Origin of the sequence: Sphingomonas aerolata, from assembly GCF_003046295.1 — a bacterium.
Lineage (GTDB): Bacteria > Pseudomonadota > Alphaproteobacteria > Sphingomonadales > Sphingomonadaceae > Sphingomonas > Sphingomonas aerolata.
In genome coordinates, this window is the sequence record NZ_PZZN01000002.1 from 88,268 (window position 1) to 107,685 (window position 19,418).

Sequence of the window (19,418 nt, forward strand, 5' to 3'; positions counted from 1 at the left end):
GCCTTCGCCGGGGTGGTGGTTGGGGTGCGGGGTAGCCTCACTTCATCGCGGCGAGCATGTCCGTGATCTTGACGAAGGCGAAGCCGATCGAGCTGTCCGCGATGCCGTAAGGCAGGAACAGCGCATCGCCGTGGCGCAGCGCGCCGCAGCTGTAGACGACATTGGGGACATAGCCCTCGCGGTCCTGATCCTTGGCGGCGAGGATCGGCTGCTGCGTGCGGCCGATCACCTTTGACGGGTCGTCCTTGTCGAGCAGCACTGCACCGATCGAATATTTGCGCATCGCGCCGACGCCGTGCGTGAGCAGCAACCAGCCCTCGTCGAGCTCGATTGGCGGGCCGCAATTGCCGATCTGGACGAGCTCCCACGGATAGAGCGGGGTCAGGATCTTCTCGCCGTCGTCCCAGTCGGTCAGCGTGTCCGACTTCAGCAGGAACAGGTTCTCGCCGTCCTGCCGGCCGATCATCATATACTGGCCGTTCACCTTACGCGGGAACAGCGCCATGCCCTTGTTACGCGCGGCGGGGCCAGTCATCGGGACGAGATCGAACGCGCGGAAATCGCGCGTCCGCATCAGTTCGGACTGGATGACCGAACCGTTATAGGCGGTGTAGGTGCCGATCCATTCATAGTCGCCATTGTCGTGCTGGAAGCGGACGATGCGCAGATCCTCCAGCCCCTTCGACTGCGCCTGCGTGATCGGGAAGATCACCGTGCCGCTGAGCGTGCTGTCGCGGTGGCGATAGACGGTGACGGGGCCCTGCGGCATCTCGTCCTCGCCGCTGCCGACCGCGTCGGTCGCGGTGGCGAAGGGCGGCTCGGGCGCGAGCTTCATCAGATTCTGGTCGGTGATGATGCCTTCGCGGAAGGCGACCGACGAGATGTGACCTTCGCCGACCGCGCGCATCGACATCAGGATGCGCAGGCTGCCCGGCGGCATCCCGGACTGGTCGAAATGCGGCACTGCGCTGGGGTTCATCAGCGCGGCGGCGGCATAGCTGTATTCATGACAGAAATAGGCGCCGATCAGCTGGCGCTTCTCGTCACCGATATCCGCGCCGTTAAGCCCGAGCATGTCCTCGATCTGATCGTAGCGCGTCATGAAGACGCGCCGCGTCTGCCAGTGCCGCGCCTCGAAATCCTTCAGCACCACCTCGAGCTGGATCCGCGCCTCGGCGCTCGTCATCTCGAGGACTTCGCCGACCAGTCGCTCGGTACGACTGGGTGCGCCGGCATTGCCGGCCCAGGCGATATGAAAGGGCCGGACGACGACCCGTGACGGGTCGGCGTGCAACCGCAGCTGGTGGGTAAACAGGTCCATCGTGCTTATGCCTCGCGTGCCGTTCCACCTTGGGACGCCGACGCTAGCGAGGCTATGCGACGACGCGCGAGGCTCCTGCCACGCTTTGGGCTGCGTTTGATACCCCCGAAATCGCACAATTGGCCAATTGCAGCGCCAAAATCGACTCTGCACCCTGGTTGCGGTTCAATCCCGTCGGCATCAATCCATCGAAACAGCCACCATCGGCAATGCTCGCGAGCGGCAGATTGAGGTCATTCCCGCCCAGGAACCAGCGATAGGCGCGCTCGGCCTCGTCACGCCAGCGCAGGTCGCCGGTGGCCTCGAACGCCGCCATGCAGGCATCGACGGTGGCCTGTGCCTCCAGCGGCTGCTGGTCGAACTGCAGCGGATCCTCATAGGAGCGTCCGAAGCTTTCCGTACCAACCGCGCGGAAGCGACCCTCGGGCGAGGTCTGCTTGGCGACGATCCATTCGAGTGTCGCCAGACCGCAATCGATCAGGTCCTGGCGGCCGAGCGCCTGGCCCGCACGGATGAGCGCCTGTGGCAGGCGCGCATTGTCATAGGCGAGGACAATCTCGAACCACTGCCACTCGGGACGCCGCGTCTTCTCGAGCAGTGCCAGATGGACATCCGGGAACTTTGCCAGGATCGACAGCGAGAGCTGATGCCCGGGGCTGGCCTCGAGCATCGCCGCCGCGCCGAGCATCGCAAAGGCCTGAGCGCGCAGGCTGCCGAGCTCGAGTGCACAGGATGCGGTCGAGTCATACATCGCCGTCGCCCAGTCGCGATGCTTGGCCAGCTGTGCATCGCGTGCGGTGATACCGAGCGCCCAGACGGTGCGACCGTTCGAATCCTCGGACCCGACATCCTCGCACCAAGTTCGGTCGAAGCTCATGAAGTTGCGGAAGCGGCGCTCGTCGGGGTTCCAGGCATATTGTACGAACGACGCATAGATCGTCGTCCACTTGTCACGCTGGACCTCATCCATGTCCGGCATCGCACTCATCAGCATGAGCGCACGGCAATTGTCGTCGATGCAATAGCCATGCCGGCGATCGGGGATCGAGTAGATCGAATGCTGGAGCATGCCCGTCGAATCACTCATCCGTTCGACGGCCGCGAAGTCAGGCGCAAGCGGCTTCAACGGGGGCGAAGGCTTGGCCAGACGAAAAGGGCGTGCCGCGACCACCGCGCGGATCTCTGCCATCGATGTTTCGGCAAGCTGTGGCCAGATCATCGTACGACCGCGCGCATAGGCGCGTTCGGCCAAGCGATGGCGGTCGCGATCACTCGACAGCAGCATGTCGATCTCGCGCGCGAAGGCGGCGACATCTCCGAACGGGACAAGAACGCCATGCCCATCGGCGAGGATTTCCGTCGCATGGACGTACGGGGTCGAGATGACGGGCTTGCCGACGCCGATGGCGTAGCTAAGCGTGCCCGAGGTGATCTGCGCCGGGTTGGTGTAGGGCGTCACATAGATATCTGCCGCCTGCAGATAGCTCAGCAACTCGTCATGTTCGACGAACGCGTCGATGAAGGCGACATTGCCCGCTACGCCACGGGCTTCGGTCAGCGCCTTAAGACGATCACGATAGGCCTCGCCCTGATGCGCGACGAGATTGGGGTGCGTCGCGCCGAGCACGACGTAGAGCAGATTGGGATGGCGTTCGATGACCGCGGGCAGCGCCTCGATCACCGTTTCGATGCCCTTGTTCGGCGCAAGCAGTCCGAAGGTCAGCACGACGTTGCGGCCTTCCCAGCCGAATTGCGCCTTCAGCGTGTCAGGTTCGACGAGGTCACGATCGGGCACGCCGTGCGGGATCATCACGATCTGCCGCGGGCTGGCGCCATAGACGCGCTGGAGGATATCGCGGCCACGCTCCGCCATCACGATGACGCGCGCGGCACGGCGCAACAGGCCCTCCATGACGCGGCGTTCGTCGGGATTGGGGCGTTCGAGGATCGTGTGCAACGCAACGACGACCGGCAGCGTCGTACGGTCGAGCAGCGCGAGCAGATAGTCCCCGGCCGGGCCACCATAGATGCCGTATTCGTGCTGCACCCAGATTGCCTGGGCGCCGCTCGCATCGATCTTGCGCGCGGCATCCAGATAAGCGGTCAGGTCGGTTTCGGGGATCGTTCCAACGACTTCCGGCGGATACTCGTACAGGCCAGGATGATCATCCATCGCATAGACGTCGACCGCGACCTCGGGAAAGCGCGCCCGCATCGCGGTGAACACATCCGTCGTATATGTCGCGATACCGCACCGCCTCGGCAAAAAATTGCCGATGAGTGCCAGCCGCGTGATCTTGGTCCCGTCCGCCGGTAACGCCATACCCTGTCCTTTGTCTGAGCGCGCATAACGGGCTAACCCGGCATCGCGCTCACCCCCAACGGCTGACAAGGTATGAAAGTTGCATTAATATTGCACTGCAACACACGCTTTGATATTAAACTTTATCAATCTTGCTGCATGCGGCGACGGCGTCAGCCACGCCCGCGATACGGGGCGACGCCCTGATCGGGCAGCCAGAGATCGGCGGGGGGTGCGGACGACTGCCAGAAGACGTCGATCGGGATCCCGCCGCGCGGATACCAATAGCCGCCGATCCGCAGCCAGACCGGCTTCATTTCGTCGAACAGCCGCTCGCCGATGCCGACCGTGCAGTCCTCGTGGAAGCCGGCATGGTTGCGAAAGCTGCCCAGGAACAGTTTGAGCGACTTGGATTCGACGATCGTCTCGCCGGGGACATAATCGATGACGAGATGCGCGAAGTCGGGCTGACCGGTAACCGGGCAGAGCGAGGTGAATTCGGGCACCGCGAACCGCACCAGATAGGTCCGGCCGACGCGCGGGTTGGGCACGTAATCGAGCACGGCCTCTTCGGGCGAGGCGGGGAGGGCGCTGTTCTGGCCCAGATATAACGGGTTTGTAGGAGCGGTCATGGTCCGCCATGTAGGATGCGATGCGCTCCAAGAAAACCACGCTCGTGCCGATCCTCGGCGACCAGCTCTCGCTGCAGATCGCGTCGCTCAACGGGGCCGACCCGGCGGCGACGATCGTGCTGATGATGGAGGTCGCCGACGAGACGACCTATGTCCGCCACCATCGCCGCAAGATCGCCTATATCCTGTCGGCGATGCGGCATCACGCCGAGGCACTGCGCGAGGCGGGCTGGACCGTCGACTACGTCACGCTCGACGATCCGGAGTCGACCGGCAGCTTCACCGGCGAGGTCGCGCGCGCGATCGGGCGGCATGATCCGGCGCGGATCATCGTCACCGAAGCGGGCGAGTGGCGCGTTGCGGGGATGCTGGACGCGTGGGAAACGCTGTTCGGCCTGCCGGTCGAGATCCGCGCCGACGACCGCTTCCTCGCCAGCCATGCCGAGTTCGAGGCCTGGGCGGAGGGGCGCAAGCAGTTGCGGATGGAGTATTTCTACCGCGAGATGCGCCGCCGCACCGGGTTGCTGATGGATGGCGACAAGCCCGAGGGGGGCGAGTGGAATTACGATGCGGACAATCGCAAGCCGGCCAAGGCCGACCTGCTGATGCCGCGCCCGCTCTCCTTTGCCCCCGATGCGATCACGACCGAGGTGCTCGCGATGGTCGCGGCGCGGTTCGGCGAGCATCCCGGCAGCCTCGATGCGTTCGACTTCGCAACGACGCGTGAGGGCGCGCTCAAGCAGCAGCGGCATTTCCTCAAGCACGCGCTGCCGCGGTTCGGGGATTATCAGGATGCGATGCTGACCGACCAGCCGTTCCTGTGGCACGCGGTGCTGTCGCCCTATATCAATTCGGGGCTGCTCGATCCGGTCGATCTGTGCCGTGCGGTCGAGGCGGAATATGCCGCCGGGCGTGTCCCGCTCAACTGTGCCGAGGGGTTCATCCGCCAGATCATCGGCTGGCGCGAATATATGCGCGGCATCTACTGGCGCGAGGGGCCGGAGTATGTCGAGCGCAACTTCCTGGATGCGAGGCGAGACCTGCCGGGCTTCTACTGGACCGGCGAGACCGACATGCACTGCCTCTCGCAGGCGATCGGACAGACGCTCGACCATGCCTATGCGCATCACATCCAGCGGCTGATGGTGACGGGCAATTTCGCGCTGCTGATCGGCGCGGACCCGAAGCAGGTCCATGAATGGTATCTGGAGGTCTATGCCGATGCGTATGAATGGGTCGAGCTGCCCAATACGCTGGGCATGAGCCAGTTCGCCGATGGCGGCCTGCTCGGGTCGAAGCCCTATGCGGCGTCGGGCGCGTATATCAACCGGATGTCGGATTATTGCGGGCATTGTCGCTATGACGTGAAACAGCGCGTCGGGGAGAATGCGTGTCCGTTCAATGCGCTGTACTGGGATTTCCTGGTGCGCAACGCGGACAAGCTCGATCGCAATCCGCGGCTGGCGATGCCGTATCGCAACTGGGCTAAGATGAAGCCGGCGGACCGGGACGCGACGCTGGCGCAGGCAAAGGAATTTCTGGCGCGGCTCGACGGCTGAGCGCTACATTTGCCGTCAGGACGGGTGTAACGCCGTCGATAGGAGTAGGCGGATGCCGCATTTCGGCGATTACCAGAACGCGATTTACAACGCCGGTCTGAGCGGCGTGATCCCGAAGCTGCCGGTCGATTACGCGACGCTCGAACAGCGCGCGAGCGCGGCGATGCCGCCATCGGTGCTGGGCTATGTCCAGGGCGGCTGCGGCGACGAATTCACGCAGGACAACAATGCACATGCGTTCCGCCACTGGGGCATGACGCCGCGGATGATGGTCGATTGCAGCAGGCGCGACCTGTCGGTCGAGCTGTTCGGGATGCGGCTGCCGAGCCCGGTCTTCATGGCGCCGGTCGGGGTGATCGGAATCTGCACGCAGGACGGTCACGGCGATCTCGCCGCCGCGCGCGCCTCGGCCGAGACGGGGGTGCCGCTGATGGCGTCGACGCTGTCGAACGATCCGCTCGAAAGCGTGGCGGGGGCGCTGGGCGAGACGCCGGGGTTCTTCCAGCTCTACACGCCCAAGGACAAGGCGCTGGCCGAGAGCCTGGTGCGCCGGGCCGAGGCGGCGGGGTATAAGGGGATCGTCGTCACGCTCGACACCTGGGTAACGGGATGGCGGCCGCGCGACCTGAACGTCGCGAACTTCCCGCAGCTGCGCGGCGCGGTGCTGATGAACTATTTCTCAGACCCCGTCTTTCGCGCGATGCTCGCCAAGCCGCCCGAGGAGGATGGCGCGGCTGCGGTGCGGCAATGGGCAGGCGTGTTCGGCAAGGTGCTGACCTGGGACGACATGGCGTGGCTGCGCTCGCTGACGACATTGCCGCTGATCCTGAAGGGGATCTGCCATCCCGACGATGCGCGGCGCGCGATCGATGCGGGAGCGGATGCGATCTATTGTTCGAACCATGGCGGGCGGCAGGCCAATGGCGGGATCGCGGCGATCGACATGCTGCCGGGTGTGGTCGCCGCAGCGGGCGACGTGCCCGTGCTGTTCGATTCAGGGATCCGGTCGGGGAGCGACGTGGTGAAGGCGATCGCGCTCGGCGCGCGCGCGGTCGGGGTCGGACGGCCCTATGCGTATGGCCTCGCGCTCGATGGGGCGGCGGGGGCGGCGCATGTGCTGCGGTGCCTGCTGGCGGAGGCGGATCTGCTGATGGCGGTGAATGGCTGGCCGACGATTGCCGATGTGCGTGCGGCCGGCGCGGTGCGGATCTAGCGCGGCCCGGCGAGGAAGGGGGCGAGCGCGTCCCAGGCGGGCTGCTTGGCGGCGCGGCCGATCGTGTGGAGCGGGCTGCTCGACGGCAGCGCGACGATCTGCGGGCCGAGCGTTCCGAGCCCCTGTCTTAGGCCGAGCTTCAACGCGGTGGCGCCGTTGAACGCGATCGCGCGGAGGTCGGGCAGGCGCGCGACCAGCTCGGCGACCGCATTGTCCTGCGCATCGAGGATCGCGGCGTCGGTGCTGCCGACGCGGTGCGCCGATCCGATCACGTCCCACAGCGCCACGCCCGCATCGCGCAACGCGACCAGCCGCTCGTCATAGGCCAGCGCGACCAGATCGCGCGCCACGACCCCCGACATCAGCGCCCAGAATTGGTTCTGCGGATGCGCATAATAGCGAGCTTCGGCGAGCGAACGGTCGCCGGGCAGGCTGCCGAGCACGAGCAGCCGCGCATCGTCGGCGGCCACGGGCGGGAAGGAGGATTTACGCGTCATCGTGCGCGACGACGTGGCGATTGCGCGCGATCGTGCAAGCATTCTATGCAGACGCGCATGAAGATCCTGCTGTCCGCAAGCCTCGCCGTGCTCGCTCTTGCAAGCGCCCCCGCCACCGCCCGCCAGCTGACCATCGACGATGTCGTCAAGCTGTCGCGCGTGTCCTCGCCCGCCGTGTCGAAGGACGGCCGCTGGCTGGTGTGGGAGCAGCGCGAGACCGATCTCGCCGCTGATCGCGGGCGGTTCGACCTTTGGCGGCTCGACCTGACACGCAAGGGTGCGAAACCCGAGCCGCTGATCGCCGAAGCCGATGTGAACGAGACCGGCGCGCAATTCTCCGCCGATGGCGCAACCGTCTATTACCAGTCGGACAAGGGCGGCAGCGACGCGGTCTGGTCGATCGGGATCGCCGGCGGCACGCCGCGCAAGCTGACAAGCTTCGAGGGCGGTTTCGGCGGGTTCAAGGTCGCACCGACCGGCGACAAGCTCGTGGTGTGGGCCGATCGCAAGCCCGGCGCGCCGAGCCTTGCGCCCGCGATGGTCAAGAAGGACCCGAATGCCGGGGCGGGGCGGACCTACGACCAGCTGTTCGTGCGGCACTGGGACACATGGTCGAACGGCGACCGGTCGCAGCTGTTCGTGCTGCCGCTGACGGCCGCGGGCGCAGCCGGCGACGGCGTCGCGGTGACGGGCGGTCTGATCGGCGATGCGCCGTCAAAGCCGTTCGGCGGTGGCGAGGAAGTGTCGTGGAGCGCGGACGGCAGAACGCTGTATTTCGCACTGCGCGAGGCGGGGCGGATCGAGGCAATTTCGACCAATCTCGACATCTTCTCGGTCCCCGCGGACGGTTCCGCAGCGCCGGTCAACCTGACGGCGGCGAACACCGGCATGGACAATCTGCCGACGGTGTCGCCCGACGGCCGGACGCTCGCCTGGTTCGCGATGGCGCGCGCGGGGTTCGAGGCGGATCGCCAGGTGCTGATGACGCGCGATCTGGCGAGCGGTCAGGTGCGCGCGGTGACGCAGGGCTGGGACCGCTCGGTCGCGTCGATCGCGTGGAGCCCCGACAGCAAACGCCTCTACGTCACCGCCGACGACACGCAGGAAACGCCGGTGTTCGCGGTCGATCCCGTGACGGGCAAGGTGACTCGCCTGACGCAGGAGGGCCATGTCGGTGCGGTCGTGCCGACGCCGAAGGGCGTGGTCGTCGCGATCAACAGCCTGACCGCGCCCGACGACTTTTATGCGCTGGCGGTGAAGGGCACGCGGATGCCGAAGCCCGAGCGGCTGACCTCGGTCAACGCGACAAAGCTCGCGGGCATCGACATGCCGACCGTCACGCGGTTCAACTTCAAGGGCGCGAACGACGACACCGTCTGGGGTTATGCGGTGAAGCCGTATGGCACCACGGGCAAGGTCCCGGTCGCCTATATGGTGCACGGTGGCCCGCAGGGGTCGAGCAACAACAGCTGGTCCTATCGCTGGAACCCGGCGGTGTTCGCGGGCGCGGGCTACGGGCTGGTCGCGGTCGATTTCCACGGGTCGACGGGGTACGGCCAGGCCTTCACCGACGCGATCAGCAACAATTGGGGCGGCTGGCCGCTCGAGGATCTGCAAAAGGGGCTGGCGGCGGCGACCGCCAAATTCGGCTGGCTCGACGCCGACCGCGCCTGCGCGCTCGGCGCGTCCTATGGCGGCTATATGATGAACTGGATCGAGGGGAAGTGGCCCGACCGGTTCAAGTGCATCGTCCAGCATGACGGCGTCTTCGATGCGCGCGCAATGGCGTACGAGACCGAGGAGCTGTGGTTCGACGAGTGGGAGCATGGCGGCAAGACCTATTACGAGGATCCCGCCGCGTTCGAGAAATGGAACCCGGTCAACTTCGTCGCCAACTGGAAGACGCCGATGCTGGTGATCACCGGCGAGAAGGATTTCCGCATTCCGTACACGCAGGGGCTGGCGAGCTTCACCGCGTTGCAGCGGCGCGGGATTCCGTCACGGTTGCTGGTCAACCCGAACGAGAATCACTGGGTGCTGAAGCCGAAGAACAGCCTGCAATGGTATGGCGAGGTGATCGGCTGGATGGACAAGTGGACGGCGAAATAGGGGGCGCATTTCCCACGCCCTACCGGGCAGGCTGCTTCCCCTACGCCGTCATCCTGACGAAAGTCAGGATCCAGGGTAATGGGCGCTGACGTTCTTGGCTCTGGATTCTGACTTTCGTCAGGAGGACGGGAATGGAAGGAGCCGCTAGCCGCTCAGTGCGCCTTGGGCTTCTTCACCGCGTGGAGGCCAAGTGCGATCGCGCCACCGAGGATGAGGCCGACGACGCCCGACAATGCGGCGTTGACCACCCAGTTCACCACGCCCTTGGCGACCGGCACCGCGGCGGCGGCGCCTGCGGCGGTGTCGTGGATGAAGTGCGGGATCGTCGTCAGCCCGAAATCCTCGATCCCGTGGACGATGATCTGTCCGCCGACCCAGACCATCGCCGCAGTGCCGACCACCGACAGCACCGACATGACGACGGGCATGCCCTTGACCAGGCCGCGGCCGAACGCTTGCACGGCCGGGCTTTTCCGCTCGGTCAGATGCAGGCCGATATCGTCCATCTTCACGATCAGCGCGACGACGCCGTAGACGAGGATCGTGATCGCGACGCCGACCAGTGCAAGCACGATCGCCTGTTCCCAGATCGGTTCGGCGGCAACGTCCGACAGCGCGATGACCATGATCTCCGCCGACAGGATGAAGTCGGTGCGGATCGCGCCCGACACCTTCTGGTCCTCGAGCGTCTTCGGATCAATCGGGGCGGTGGCTTCGGCTTCGGCATGGCCGCCGCCGAGCGCTTCGAGGATCTTTTCCGCACCCTCGAAGCAGAGATAGGTCCCGCCAAGCATCAGCAGCGGGGTCAGGGCCCAGGGTGCGAACGCGCTGAGCGCGAGTGCTGCGGGGAGGATGAAGAGCAGCTTGTTGCGGAACGAGCCGAGCGCGATCTTGCCGATCATCGGCAATTCACGCTTCGGCGAGAACCCGACCATGTAGCGCGGCGTGACCGCGGCATCGTCGACCACCACGCCGATCGCCTTGCTGCCCGCCTTGCCGGTCGCAGCACCGATATCGTCGAGGCTGGCCGCGGCCAGCTTGGTGATCCCGGCAATGTCGTCGAGCAGTGCGACCAGTCCTGTGGGCATCGATGGGTCCTTCGCGTGATCGGTAAGAGGCGGCAATAGCCGGTCCGCGGTAACGTGACAGCGATGTCATGCAACGGGTTTCGACCTTGCGCAAAGTGCGTGACGCGCGGAATGGTTGCGCGGTGACGCACATCACGACGGGATCGAGCATGACAGACGACTTCATCACCAACCTGCCCAAGGCCGAACTGCATCTGCATATCGAGGGCAGCCTCGAGCCCGAGCTGATGTTCGCGCTCGCCGAACGCAACAAGGTCGCGATCCCGTTCAAGAGCGTCGAGGACGTGCGCGCGGCCTACAGCTTCACCAACCTTCAGACCTTTCTCGATATCTATTATGCGGGCGCGGCCGTGTTGAAGACCGAGGAGGATTTCCACGATCTGGCGCTCGCCTATTTCGACCGGGTCGCCCAGGACGGCGTGGTCCATGCCGAGATCTTCTTCGATCCGCAGACGCACACGCATCGCGGAATCCCGTTCGACGTCGTCGCCAACGGCCTGTTCGCAGGCATCGATGCGGCGCGGGCGAAGCACGGGATGAGCATCGGGCTGATCATGAGCTATCTGCGGCATCTCGACGAGGAGGATGCATTCAGGACGTTCGAACAGGCACAGCCCTGGCTCGACCAGATGATCGGCGTCGGGCTCGATTCGTCCGAGATGGGGCATCCGCCATCGAAGTTCGCGCGCGTGTTCGAAGCATCGGCGGAAGCCGGGCTGCTGCTGTGCGCGCATGCCGGCGAGGAAGGCCCGCCCGCCTATATCCACGAAGCGCTCGACATCCTGCGCGTCGACCGGATCGATCACGGCAATCGTGCGCTCGAGGATCCGGTGCTGGTCGCGCGGCTTGCCCGCGAGGCGATGACGCTGACCGTGTGCCCGCTGTCGAACGTCGCGCTGCGCAACGTCGACCGGATCGAGGACCATCCGATCGACAGGATGCTCGATCTCGGCCTGCGCGCGACGATCCATTCGGACGACCCGGCCTATTTCGGCGGCTATATTGGCGAGAACTACCGCCAGACCGCGCGCGCGCGCAATTTGTCGCGCGGGCAGATCGTGACGCTGGCGCGCAACAGCTTCCTCGGCAGCTTCCTCGATGACGAGGCGATCGCCGGGCATCTTGCAACCCTCGAGGCCTATGTGACCGCGCATCCGTGATCCGGCGCTTTCTATCGATCTTCGAGCCGTTCATCCTGATGCTGCTCGGCACCGTCGTGCTGGCGAGCCTGTTGCCGGCGCGGGGACAGGCGGCGACGATCGTCGGCTATGTCGCCGACGTCGCAATCTTCCTGCTGTTCTTCCTTCACGGCGCGAAATTGTCGCGCGCGGCGATCTGGGACGGACTGCGCAACTGGCCGCTCCACCTCGCCGTGCTGGGGGTGACGTTCGTCGCCTTTCCCGCGCTCGGACTTGGGCTGACCGCGTTGCCCTTCGTCGACGCGCGGATGGCGACGGGCGTGCTGTTCCTGACGCTGCTGCCCTCGACGGTCCAGTCGTCGATCGCCTTTACCGCGATCGCGCGCGGCAATGTCGCGGCCGCGGTCTGCAGCGCATCCTTTTCCAACCTGCTCGGCATACTGATCACCCCCGCGCTGGTCGCGCTGCTGATGCGGAATGCAGGCAATGCCGGCGCGATGTCGATCGAAAGTGTCGAGACGATCATCGTCCAGCTGCTCGTGCCGTTCGTGGCGGGGCATGTGCTGCGGCCCTGGATCGGCGCATGGGTGACGCGGCGCAAGGCGATGCTGACGATCGTCGATCGCGGATCAATCCTGCTCGTCGTCTATGGCGCGTTCGGCGCGGCGGTGGTCGAGGGCCTGTGGAGCCGGGTGTCGCTCGGCGATCTGCTCCTGATCGGGCTGCTCTCCTGTGCCCTGCTGGCCATCGTGCTGGCGCTGACGCTGACCATCGCGCGGCTGATGCGGCTGCCGCGCGAGGATGCGATCGTGTTGCTGTTCTGTGGTTCGAAGAAGAGCCTGGCGTCGGGGGTGCCGATGGCCGGCGTGCTGTTCCCTGCGGCGCAGGTCGGTGTGATCTTGCTGCCGCTGATGCTGTTCCACCAGATCCAGCTGATCGCCTGTGCGGTGATCGCGCGCCGCTATGCAGACCGGGCGGATGCGCGCGTGGAGGCGATGGCACCGGTGGCGTAACTGCCTTGGCTTATTTGCTTTTCCACGCGCGAAACGACATGGTCGCGGCTTGACGGAAAGGCCCATCATCTGTGACTGATACCGCGTTGGACCTTACGGCCTGCGATCGGGAGCCCATACACATTCCTGGCGCGATCCAGCCGCACGGGCTGTTGCTCGTCGCCGATGCGGAAAGCCTGCGCGTCGTTGCGGGCGCGGGCGATATCGAGACGCGGCTGACCCCCGACTGGCTGGGCGCGGACCTCGCGACGCTGATCGGCCAGGACGTCACCGCGCTGCTGGCGGAGCGGTCGGGGCGCGGGAGCATGATCGGCGCCGCGGTCGGCACGCTGGTCGCAGGTACCAGCGAGCAGTTCCACATGGTCCTGCATGCGAGCGAGGAACACGTCCTCGTTGAGCTCGAACCCGCCACGACGGCGCCGTCGAGCGCTGCGACCGTGCTCGGCTGGCTCGATTCGATGGCGACCGCGTTCGAGCGATCGGGCAATCTCCAGGCGCTGTGCGAGCAGGCGGCGGTCGCGTTCCGGACTCTGACCGGGTTCGACCGCGTCATGGTCTATCGCTTTCTCGACGATGAATCCGGGCGCGTGATGGCGGAGGATCGTGATCCCGCGTTGCACAGCTTCCTCAACCATCATTTTCCTGCGACCGACATCCCGAAACAGGCGCGCGCGCTGTATGTCCGTAACCGGACGCGCGCGATCCCGCATGCGGTCTATACACCCGCGATCCTGCGCCCTGCTGGGTTCGAGAGGCTCGATCTGAGCGACGTCGCGCTGCGCAGCGTGTCGCCGATCCATCTGCGCTACATGACCAACATGGGCGTCGCGGCGTCCGCGTCGATCTCGATCGTCAAGGACGGGCTGTTGTGGGGGATGATCGCCTGCCACAGCATGACGCCGCGGACGCTGGCGCCCGATATCCGCGCGACCGCGAGCACGCTGGCGAGCAGCCTCGCCCGACAGATCCGCGCGAAGGAGGAGGCCGAGGGATACCGCGAACGCCTGCGGCTGCGGTCGGTGGAAGACGTCGTCGTGCTCAAGATGGCCACCGAGGGCAGCGCACAGCGGACCGCGGCGGCGGTCGGCGACGACCTGCGCCGGATGCTGGCGAGCGACGGCTTCGCGCTCGTCCAGCACGGCGCGGTGCAGCGCGACGGCCAGTGTCCGGACGACAGAGACGTACTGGACCTGGTCGAGTGGATCCGCAGCCGCGGGACAGGCGACATCGTTGCAACGCATGCGCTGTCGACGCTCTACCCGCCTGCGGAACGCTATCGGTCGACGGCGAGCGGGCTGCTTGCGATGCCGCTGATCGACGAGGGCGCGGTGCTGTTGTGGTTCCGCGCCGAGCGGATCACCGAGATCGAATGGGCAGGCAATCCGCATAAGGCGACGTCGGGCGATCCCGCCGAACAGCTGACGCCGCGCACGTCGTTCGCGTCATGGACCGAAGAGGTGCGCGGCGAATCGCGGCGCTGGTCGCTTGAGGAGATCGAGGCCGGCTATCGGCTGCGTCGGATGTTCCACGACAGCTATGCGAGCAACCGGATGCGCGCGCTCAACCGCGAATTGCAGCGGACGCTGGCCGAAAAGGACGTGCTGATCGAGCAGAAGGACGTCCTGATGAAGGAGGTCAATCACCGTGTGCAGAACAGCCTGCAGATGGTCTCCGCGTTTCTCGCACTGCAGGCCAAGGCGGCGGGCGACGCCAACGTCACCGCGCATCTTGCCGAGGCGCAGGCACGGCTGTCTGCGGTCGCGCTGGTGCATCGGCGTCTGTACCGCGACGACCAGGTCCAGTCGGTCGACCTCGCGCGCTATCTCGAGGAACTGGCGGGCGACATGAAGGGGACGCTGGGCCAGGAGTGGGGCGCGCAGATGCGGCTCGACCTCGCGCCCGTGCTGATGCCGACCGACCGTGCGGTCAATGTCGGGCTGATCCTGACCGAGCTCGTCATCAATGCGAGCAAATATGCCTATGGCGGGCAGCCCGGCCCGATCCTGATCGCGCTCGAGCAATATCGCAATCAGATCCGGCTGATCGTCGCGGACAAGGGCGTTGGTCAGACCGGCACGCGCGTCGGGTTCGGCAGCAGGATGATGAACGCGGTGGTCGGACGTCTGTCGGGATCGATCGCGCAGCAGGACAACATGCCCGGGCTACGCGTGATCATGACCGCCCCGATCGAGGATTGAGGCTTAGCGCGCGGCGGCGGCGCGGCGGTACAGGTCGAAGGTCGCGCGCGCGCCGGTGATCGCCTCGTCGATCCACGTGTCTGTTCCAGCGAGTGTCGCGGCGCGGTCGAGTGCACCGAGCAGCTCGCGCCATTCGCCCGACAGATGCCGCGCGCCGAGATAGGTGGTCGGCAGCCCGTCGGGCACGGTGCGCGCAAGCATGATGCCGCCGAGCCGCGACCCCTCCACGACATAGAGCGCGCCCCAGGCGGCGGCTTCGCCCGCGGGCAGCGCGAAGGGCAGCGGTGGCGGCATCGTCTTGCCCAACGCCGCGAGGTCGGCGGCGAGGAGGGGCGTGCGGGCGCGGAAGTGGGGCAGGCCCGGGACGGCGGCGAGCGCGTCCTCGGCTGCAGGAAGCGCGAGCGCGTGCGCATGGAGGAACGCACGATAGCTGTCGGGCGCGGCGAGGTCGAAGTCGCCATAGGCGGTGTCGACGCGGTCGTGATCGCCGCCGGTCGCGCCGCGCAGCGCGGCGACAATCGAACGTGGCGGGTCGTTCAGCAGCATCGGCCACCGCCCTTGCCGCCGTAGCGCGCCTGTTCGCGGTCACGGAAGAACGCCGCGGGATCCATCGCCGCATGGCCGGGGTGATGCTCGGCCATGTGCTGCAGATAGGCGGCGTAGGAGGGCTGGCCGACCATCATCAGCGCGGTCTCCCGCGCGCGTGCCAGCAGATGCCGGATGCGCGGCGTCATTCGGCCGGGACCAGCATGGGCGGAACTTCGGTCACGGTCGGGCGATCGACCTTCAGCGCTGCGCGGCAGCTGCGGATGCCGAAGGCGAGGATCGAGACGACGACGCCGAGGAACAGCGCGATCAGCGCGGCATCGATTCGGTCGTTGAAGATGATCCGCTGCATCTCCGCCATCGTCTTGGCGGGCGCCAGGATCTCGCCGCGCGCTGCAGCGTCCGCGAACTTGGACGCATGCGCGAGGAAGCCGACCTTCGGATCGCTCGAGAACAGCTTCAGCAGCCCCGCGGTGATCGTGCACAGGCACAGCCATGCGGCGGGCAGGATCGTCACCCAGGCATAACGCTGGCGCTTCATCCGGAACAGCACGACCGTGGCCAGGATCAGCGCGACCGCGGCGAGCATCTGGTTCGAGATGCCAAATAGCGGCCACAAAGTGTTCACCCCGCCGAGTGGATCGGTCACGCCCTGATAGAGGAAGAAACCCCAGGCGGTCACGCACAGCGCGGTCGCGACGATGCCCGGGCCGATCGCCGAGGCGTTGCGGAACGACGGCACCACGAGCCCGATCAGGTCCTGCAGCATGAAACGGCCGGCGCGCGTGCCGGCATCGACCGCGGTCAGGATGAACAGCGCCTCGAACAGAATCGCGAAGTGGTACCAGAACGCCTCCATCGCCTGACCACCGATCAGGTTGCTGAAGATCTCCGCCATCGCGACCGCGAGCGTCGGCGCGCCGCCGGTGCGGCTGATGATGGTGGTCTCACCGACATCACGTGCGGCCTGCGCCAGCGCCTCGGGCGTGATCGCAAAGCCCATATTGGTGACCGCGGCGGCCGCCGACGCTGCGTCGGTCCCGAGCACCGCGGCGGGGCTGTTCATCGCGAAATAGATGCCGGGATCGAGGATCGTCGCACCAACCAGCGCCATGATCGCGACGAAGCTCTCCATCAGCATCGCGCCATAGCCGATAAAGGGCGCGTCACCCTCGCTGGCGATCAGCTTGGGCGTGGTGCCGCTGGCGATCAGCGCGTGGAAGCCCGAGACTGCACCACAGGCGATCGTGATGAACAGGAACGGGAACAGCCCGCCCGACCAGACCGGACCGCTGCCGTCGATGAACTTGGTGAGCGCGGGCATACGCAGCGGCGGTGCGACGACCGCGATGCCGATCGCCAGCGCGACGATCGCGCCAATCTTGAGGAAGGTCGACAGGTAATCGCGCGGCGCGAGCAGCAGCCAGACGGGCAGCACCGACGCGACCGCGCCATAGCCGACCATCAGGATGCACAGCTGGACCGGGGTCAGCGTGAAGACCGGGCCCCAGAAGGCGGATTCGGCGACCTGGCCGCCATAGACGATCGCGAGCAGCAGCCCGATGACGCCGAGGATCGAGACCTCGCCGATGCGCCCCGGACGGATCCAGCGCGTGTAGATCCCCATCGCGAAGGCAAGCGGGATCGTCGCCGCGACGGTGAACAGTCCCCAGGGGCTGCCCGCGAGCGCGCGCACGACGATCAGCGCGAGCACCGCGAGGATGATGACCATGATCGCAAAGGCACCGATCAGCGCGATCGTGCCCGCCACTGCGCCCATTTCCATGCGGATCAGCTCGCCGAGCGAGCGGCCGTCGCGGCGCATCGAGATGAACAGGATCATGAAGTCCTGCACCGCGCCCGCCAGCACGACGCCGGCGAGGATCCAGAGCGTGCCGGGGAGATAGCCCATCTGCGCCGCGAGCACCGGCCCGACCAGCGGTCCGGCGCCGGCGATCGCCGCGAAATGGTGGCCGAACAGGACGTTGCGGTCGGTTGCGACATAATCGAGCCCGTCCGCGCGGCGGATCGCCGGGGTCGGGCGCGTCGCATCGAGCTGCATGACGTTGCGCGCGATATAGCGGGCGTAGAAGCGATAGGCGATCAGGTTGACCGAGACCGATGCGGCGACGATCCACAGCGCGTTGACATGCTCGCCGCGCTGGAACGCGACCACCGCGAGCGCGCACGCCCCGAGCAGGCTCATCGCACCCCAGCCGATCTTTTCGCGTAACGTCATGCGGTTGCTCCCCCGTCCGGTCCGTGTACCAGCCATCGCGGATTTGGCGGGGGAGCGCTAGGGGGGAGCGCTAGGGGGAGCCGCCTCAGACCTGCGAGTGGTGGCCCTTCAGCTCGTCGCCGACGATCCGCACGACATGCAGCACGTTGGTCGAGCCCGGCGTACGGAACGGCACGCCCGCGAGCACGATCACGCGGTCGCCCGCCTTCGCCATGCCGTGGCGCAGCGCCATGCGCTTCGACTTGGCGACCATGTCCTCGAACGACTCGACGTCGCGGGTGTGGACCGCATGCGTGCCCCACAACAGGCCGAGACGGCGCGCGGTGTCCTGGCTCGGCGTCAGCACCAGCAGCGGCACCGAGGGCCGCTCGCGCGCGATCCGGCGCGCGGTCGAGCCCGAGGTGGTGAAGCAGATGATCGCGACCGCTGAAACCGTCGCGGCGATGTTCTTCGCCGCCTCGGCCAGCGCGTCGGCCGTCGTCGGATCGGGCTTCATCACGGTGAAGTGCATGCGGTCGCCGTGCTCCGGGTCCGCCTCGACCGACACGCCGATCGCGTCCATCATCGCGACCGATTCGACCGGCCATGCACCCGCGGCGCTTTCCGCCGAGAGCATGATCGCATCGGCACCGTCATAGACCGCGGTCGCGACGTCCGAGACCTCGGCGCGCGTCGGCGAGGGCGAGGTGATCATCGATTCGAGCATCTGAGTCGCGACCACGACCGGGCGGCCCATGCGGCGCGACACCTCGACGATGCGCTTCTGCAGCGGCGGCACCGCCTGCGGGGGCATTTCGACACCAAGATCGCCGCGCGCGACCATCACGCCGTCGCACGCCTCGACGATCTCCTCGAGCCGCTCGATCGCGGCGGGCTTCTCGATCTTTGCGAGCAGCGCGGCCTTGCCGCCGATCAGCTTGCGTGCCTCCCACAGATCCTCGGGACGCTGTACGAACGACAGCGCGATCCAGTCGACGCCCTGGTCGACCGCGAAGTCGAGATCGCTGCGGTCCTTCTCGGTCAGCGCGGCCATCGGCAGCACGACGTCGGGGACGTTCAGCCCCTTGTTGTTCGACAGCGCACCGCCGACCTCGACGCGCGTCGTGATTTCGCGCGGGCTGTGCGAGACGACGCGCAGCACCAGCTTGCCGTCGTCGAGCAGCAGGCGCGCGCCCGGCTCGATCGCGGCGAAGATCTCGTCATGCGGCAGCTCGACGCGGGTCGCATCGCCCGGCGTCGTGTCGCGGTCGAGCACGAAGGTCGAGCCGGTTTCGAGCACCGTGCGGCCGCCGTCGAACTTGCCGACGCGCAGCTTGGGACCCTGAAGATCGGCGAGGATCGTCGAGGGACGACGATATTGCTTCTCCAGCGCGCGAATCGCCTGGATCACCGCGATCTTCGACTGCTGGTCGCCGTGGCTCATGTTGATGCGGAACGCGTCGGCGCCGGTGCGGAACAGCGTCGCGATCATCTCGGGCGTGCTGCTGGCAGGGCCTAGCGTCGCGAGGATGCGGACTTTGCGCGAGCGGGGTGCGATGGCCATGGTCATGCGTTGCGTTTCC

General features: G+C 66.6%; 15 protein-coding genes. 6 read left to right on the forward strand and 9 right to left on the reverse strand.

All coding sequences use genetic code 11. From position 1 onward, the window contains the following. Positions 1–37: 37 nt before the first annotated feature. From C8J24_RS07820 to queF, 3 genes are all read right to left on the reverse strand, one after another. Positions 38–1,321, reverse strand: coding sequence for a glycoside hydrolase family 130 protein (locus tag C8J24_RS07820; RefSeq protein WP_031440075.1), 1,284 nt, complete (start codon positions 1,319–1,321; stop codon positions 38–40). Between the two features lie 52 nt (positions 1,322–1,373). Then, positions 1,374–3,644 carry a glycosyltransferase family 4 protein gene (locus tag C8J24_RS07825; protein ID WP_031440074.1) on the reverse strand — a complete coding sequence of 757 codons (2,271 nt, stop codon included), beginning with the start codon at positions 3,642–3,644 and terminating at the stop codon, positions 1,374–1,376. Positions 3,645–3,796: 152 nt separating this feature from the next. Next, positions 3,797–4,255 (reverse strand): preQ(1) synthase, encoded by a 459-nt coding sequence (queF, locus tag C8J24_RS07830; protein ID WP_037527914.1) that lies wholly within the window; start codon positions 4,253–4,255, stop codon positions 3,797–3,799. Between the two features lie 20 nt (positions 4,256–4,275). On the opposite strand from queF, the gene C8J24_RS07835 reads away from it, so the two are divergent. Together C8J24_RS07835 and C8J24_RS07840 are read left to right on the forward strand one after the other, a co-directional pair. Next, a complete protein-coding gene (locus C8J24_RS07835) occupies positions 4,276–5,814 on the forward strand; it encodes a cryptochrome/photolyase family protein (protein ID WP_107931566.1) in 1,539 nt (512 codons plus the stop codon). A 52-nt stretch (positions 5,815–5,866) separates the two neighbouring features. Beyond that, positions 5,867–7,027 carry an alpha-hydroxy-acid oxidizing protein gene (locus tag C8J24_RS07840; protein WP_037527918.1) on the forward strand — a complete coding sequence of 387 codons (1,161 nt, stop codon included), beginning with the start codon at positions 5,867–5,869 and terminating at the stop codon, positions 7,025–7,027. On the opposite strand, the gene C8J24_RS07845 is transcribed toward C8J24_RS07840, so the two are convergent. Beyond that, positions 7,024–7,524, reverse strand: a complete 501-nt coding sequence (locus tag C8J24_RS07845; RefSeq protein ID WP_107932678.1) for a DNA-deoxyinosine glycosylase — start codon at positions 7,522–7,524, stop codon at positions 7,024–7,026. The genes C8J24_RS07840 and C8J24_RS07845 overlap by 4 nt on opposite strands. Positions 7,525–7,581: 57 nt before the next feature. Between C8J24_RS07845 and C8J24_RS07850 the strand changes: the two genes are divergently transcribed. Then, on the forward strand, positions 7,582–9,633 hold the full coding sequence (locus C8J24_RS07850; RefSeq protein ID WP_107932680.1) for a S9 family peptidase: 2,052 nt from the start codon (positions 7,582–7,584) through the stop codon (positions 9,631–9,633). 152 nt (positions 9,634–9,785) lie between these two features. Here the strand turns inward: C8J24_RS07850 and C8J24_RS07855 are convergent, their stop codons facing one another. Further along, entirely contained in the window at positions 9,786–10,721 is a 936-nt protein-coding gene (locus C8J24_RS07855; RefSeq protein WP_107931568.1) for a DUF808 domain-containing protein, read from the reverse strand. Between the two features lie 149 nt (positions 10,722–10,870). Between C8J24_RS07855 and C8J24_RS07860 the strand changes: the two genes are divergently transcribed. The 3 genes from C8J24_RS07860 to C8J24_RS07870 all read left to right on the forward strand — a co-directional run bounded on the left by C8J24_RS07860 (position 10,871) and on the right by C8J24_RS07870 (position 15,071). Then, on the forward strand, positions 10,871–11,881 hold the full coding sequence (locus C8J24_RS07860) for an adenosine deaminase (RefSeq protein ID WP_107931570.1): 1,011 nt from the start codon (positions 10,871–10,873) through the stop codon (positions 11,879–11,881). Next, positions 11,881–12,873 (forward strand): bile acid:sodium symporter family protein, encoded by a 993-nt coding sequence (locus C8J24_RS07865; RefSeq protein WP_420894111.1) that lies wholly within the window; start codon positions 11,881–11,883, stop codon positions 12,871–12,873. Before C8J24_RS07860 ends, C8J24_RS07865 begins: the two co-directional genes overlap by 1 nt. A 71-nt stretch (positions 12,874–12,944) precedes the next feature. Then, a complete protein-coding gene (locus C8J24_RS07870) occupies positions 12,945–15,071 on the forward strand; it encodes a histidine kinase dimerization/phosphoacceptor domain -containing protein (protein ID WP_107931575.1) in 2,127 nt (708 codons plus the stop codon). 3 nt (positions 15,072–15,074) lie between these two features. On the opposite strand, the gene C8J24_RS07875 is transcribed toward C8J24_RS07870, so the two are convergent. The 4 genes from C8J24_RS07875 to pyk form a co-directional block, all read right to left on the reverse strand. Further along, positions 15,075–15,617: a biliverdin-producing heme oxygenase gene (locus C8J24_RS07875; RefSeq protein ID WP_107931577.1), complete on the reverse strand. Its 543-nt coding sequence runs from the start codon at positions 15,615–15,617 to the stop codon at positions 15,075–15,077. Continuing rightward, positions 15,608–15,805, reverse strand: a complete 198-nt coding sequence (locus tag C8J24_RS07880; RefSeq protein ID WP_107931579.1) for a YbdD/YjiX family protein — start codon at positions 15,803–15,805, stop codon at positions 15,608–15,610. The genes C8J24_RS07875 and C8J24_RS07880 overlap by 10 nt, the downstream gene beginning before the upstream one ends. Beyond that, positions 15,802–17,856, reverse strand: coding sequence for a carbon starvation CstA family protein (locus C8J24_RS07885; protein ID WP_107931581.1), 2,055 nt, complete (start codon positions 17,854–17,856; stop codon positions 15,802–15,804). The genes C8J24_RS07880 and C8J24_RS07885 overlap by 4 nt, the downstream gene beginning before the upstream one ends. 85 nt (positions 17,857–17,941) lie before the next feature. Next, positions 17,942–19,405: a pyruvate kinase gene (gene pyk, locus C8J24_RS07890; protein WP_056408891.1), complete on the reverse strand. Its 1,464-nt coding sequence runs from the start codon at positions 19,403–19,405 to the stop codon at positions 17,942–17,944. Positions 19,406–19,418: the final 13 nt, after the last annotated feature.

Coding starts and splice junctions, on each gene's coding strand:
- C8J24_RS07820 (WP_031440075.1), bottom strand. CDS start 1,321: ATGGACCTGTTTACCCACCAGCTGCGGTTGCACGCCGACCCGTCACGG.
- C8J24_RS07880 (WP_107931579.1), bottom strand. CDS start 15,805: ATGACGCCGCGCATCCGGCATCTGCTGGCACGCGCGCGGGAGACCGCG.
- C8J24_RS07860 (WP_107931570.1), top strand. CDS start 10,871: ATGACAGACGACTTCATCACCAACCTGCCCAAGGCCGAACTGCATCTG.
- queF (WP_037527914.1), bottom strand. CDS start 4,255: ATGACCGCTCCTACAAACCCGTTATATCTGGGCCAGAACAGCGCCCTC.
- C8J24_RS07845 (WP_107932678.1), bottom strand. CDS start 7,524: ATGACGCGTAAATCCTCCTTCCCGCCCGTGGCCGCCGACGATGCGCGG.
- C8J24_RS07835 (WP_107931566.1), top strand. CDS start 4,276: ATGCGCTCCAAGAAAACCACGCTCGTGCCGATCCTCGGCGACCAGCTC.
- pyk (WP_056408891.1), bottom strand. CDS start 19,405: ATGACCATGGCCATCGCACCCCGCTCGCGCAAAGTCCGCATCCTCGCG.
- C8J24_RS07850 (WP_107932680.1), top strand. CDS start 7,582: ATGAAGATCCTGCTGTCCGCAAGCCTCGCCGTGCTCGCTCTTGCAAGC.
- C8J24_RS07885 (WP_107931581.1), bottom strand. CDS start 17,856: ATGACGTTACGCGAAAAGATCGGCTGGGGTGCGATGAGCCTGCTCGGG.
- C8J24_RS07840 (WP_037527918.1), top strand. CDS start 5,867: ATGCCGCATTTCGGCGATTACCAGAACGCGATTTACAACGCCGGTCTG.
- C8J24_RS07855 (WP_107931568.1), bottom strand. CDS start 10,721: ATGCCCACAGGACTGGTCGCACTGCTCGACGACATTGCCGGGATCACC.
- C8J24_RS07875 (WP_107931577.1), bottom strand. CDS start 15,617: ATGCTGCTGAACGACCCGCCACGTTCGATTGTCGCCGCGCTGCGCGGC.
- C8J24_RS07825 (WP_031440074.1), bottom strand. CDS start 3,644: ATGGCGTTACCGGCGGACGGGACCAAGATCACGCGGCTGGCACTCATC.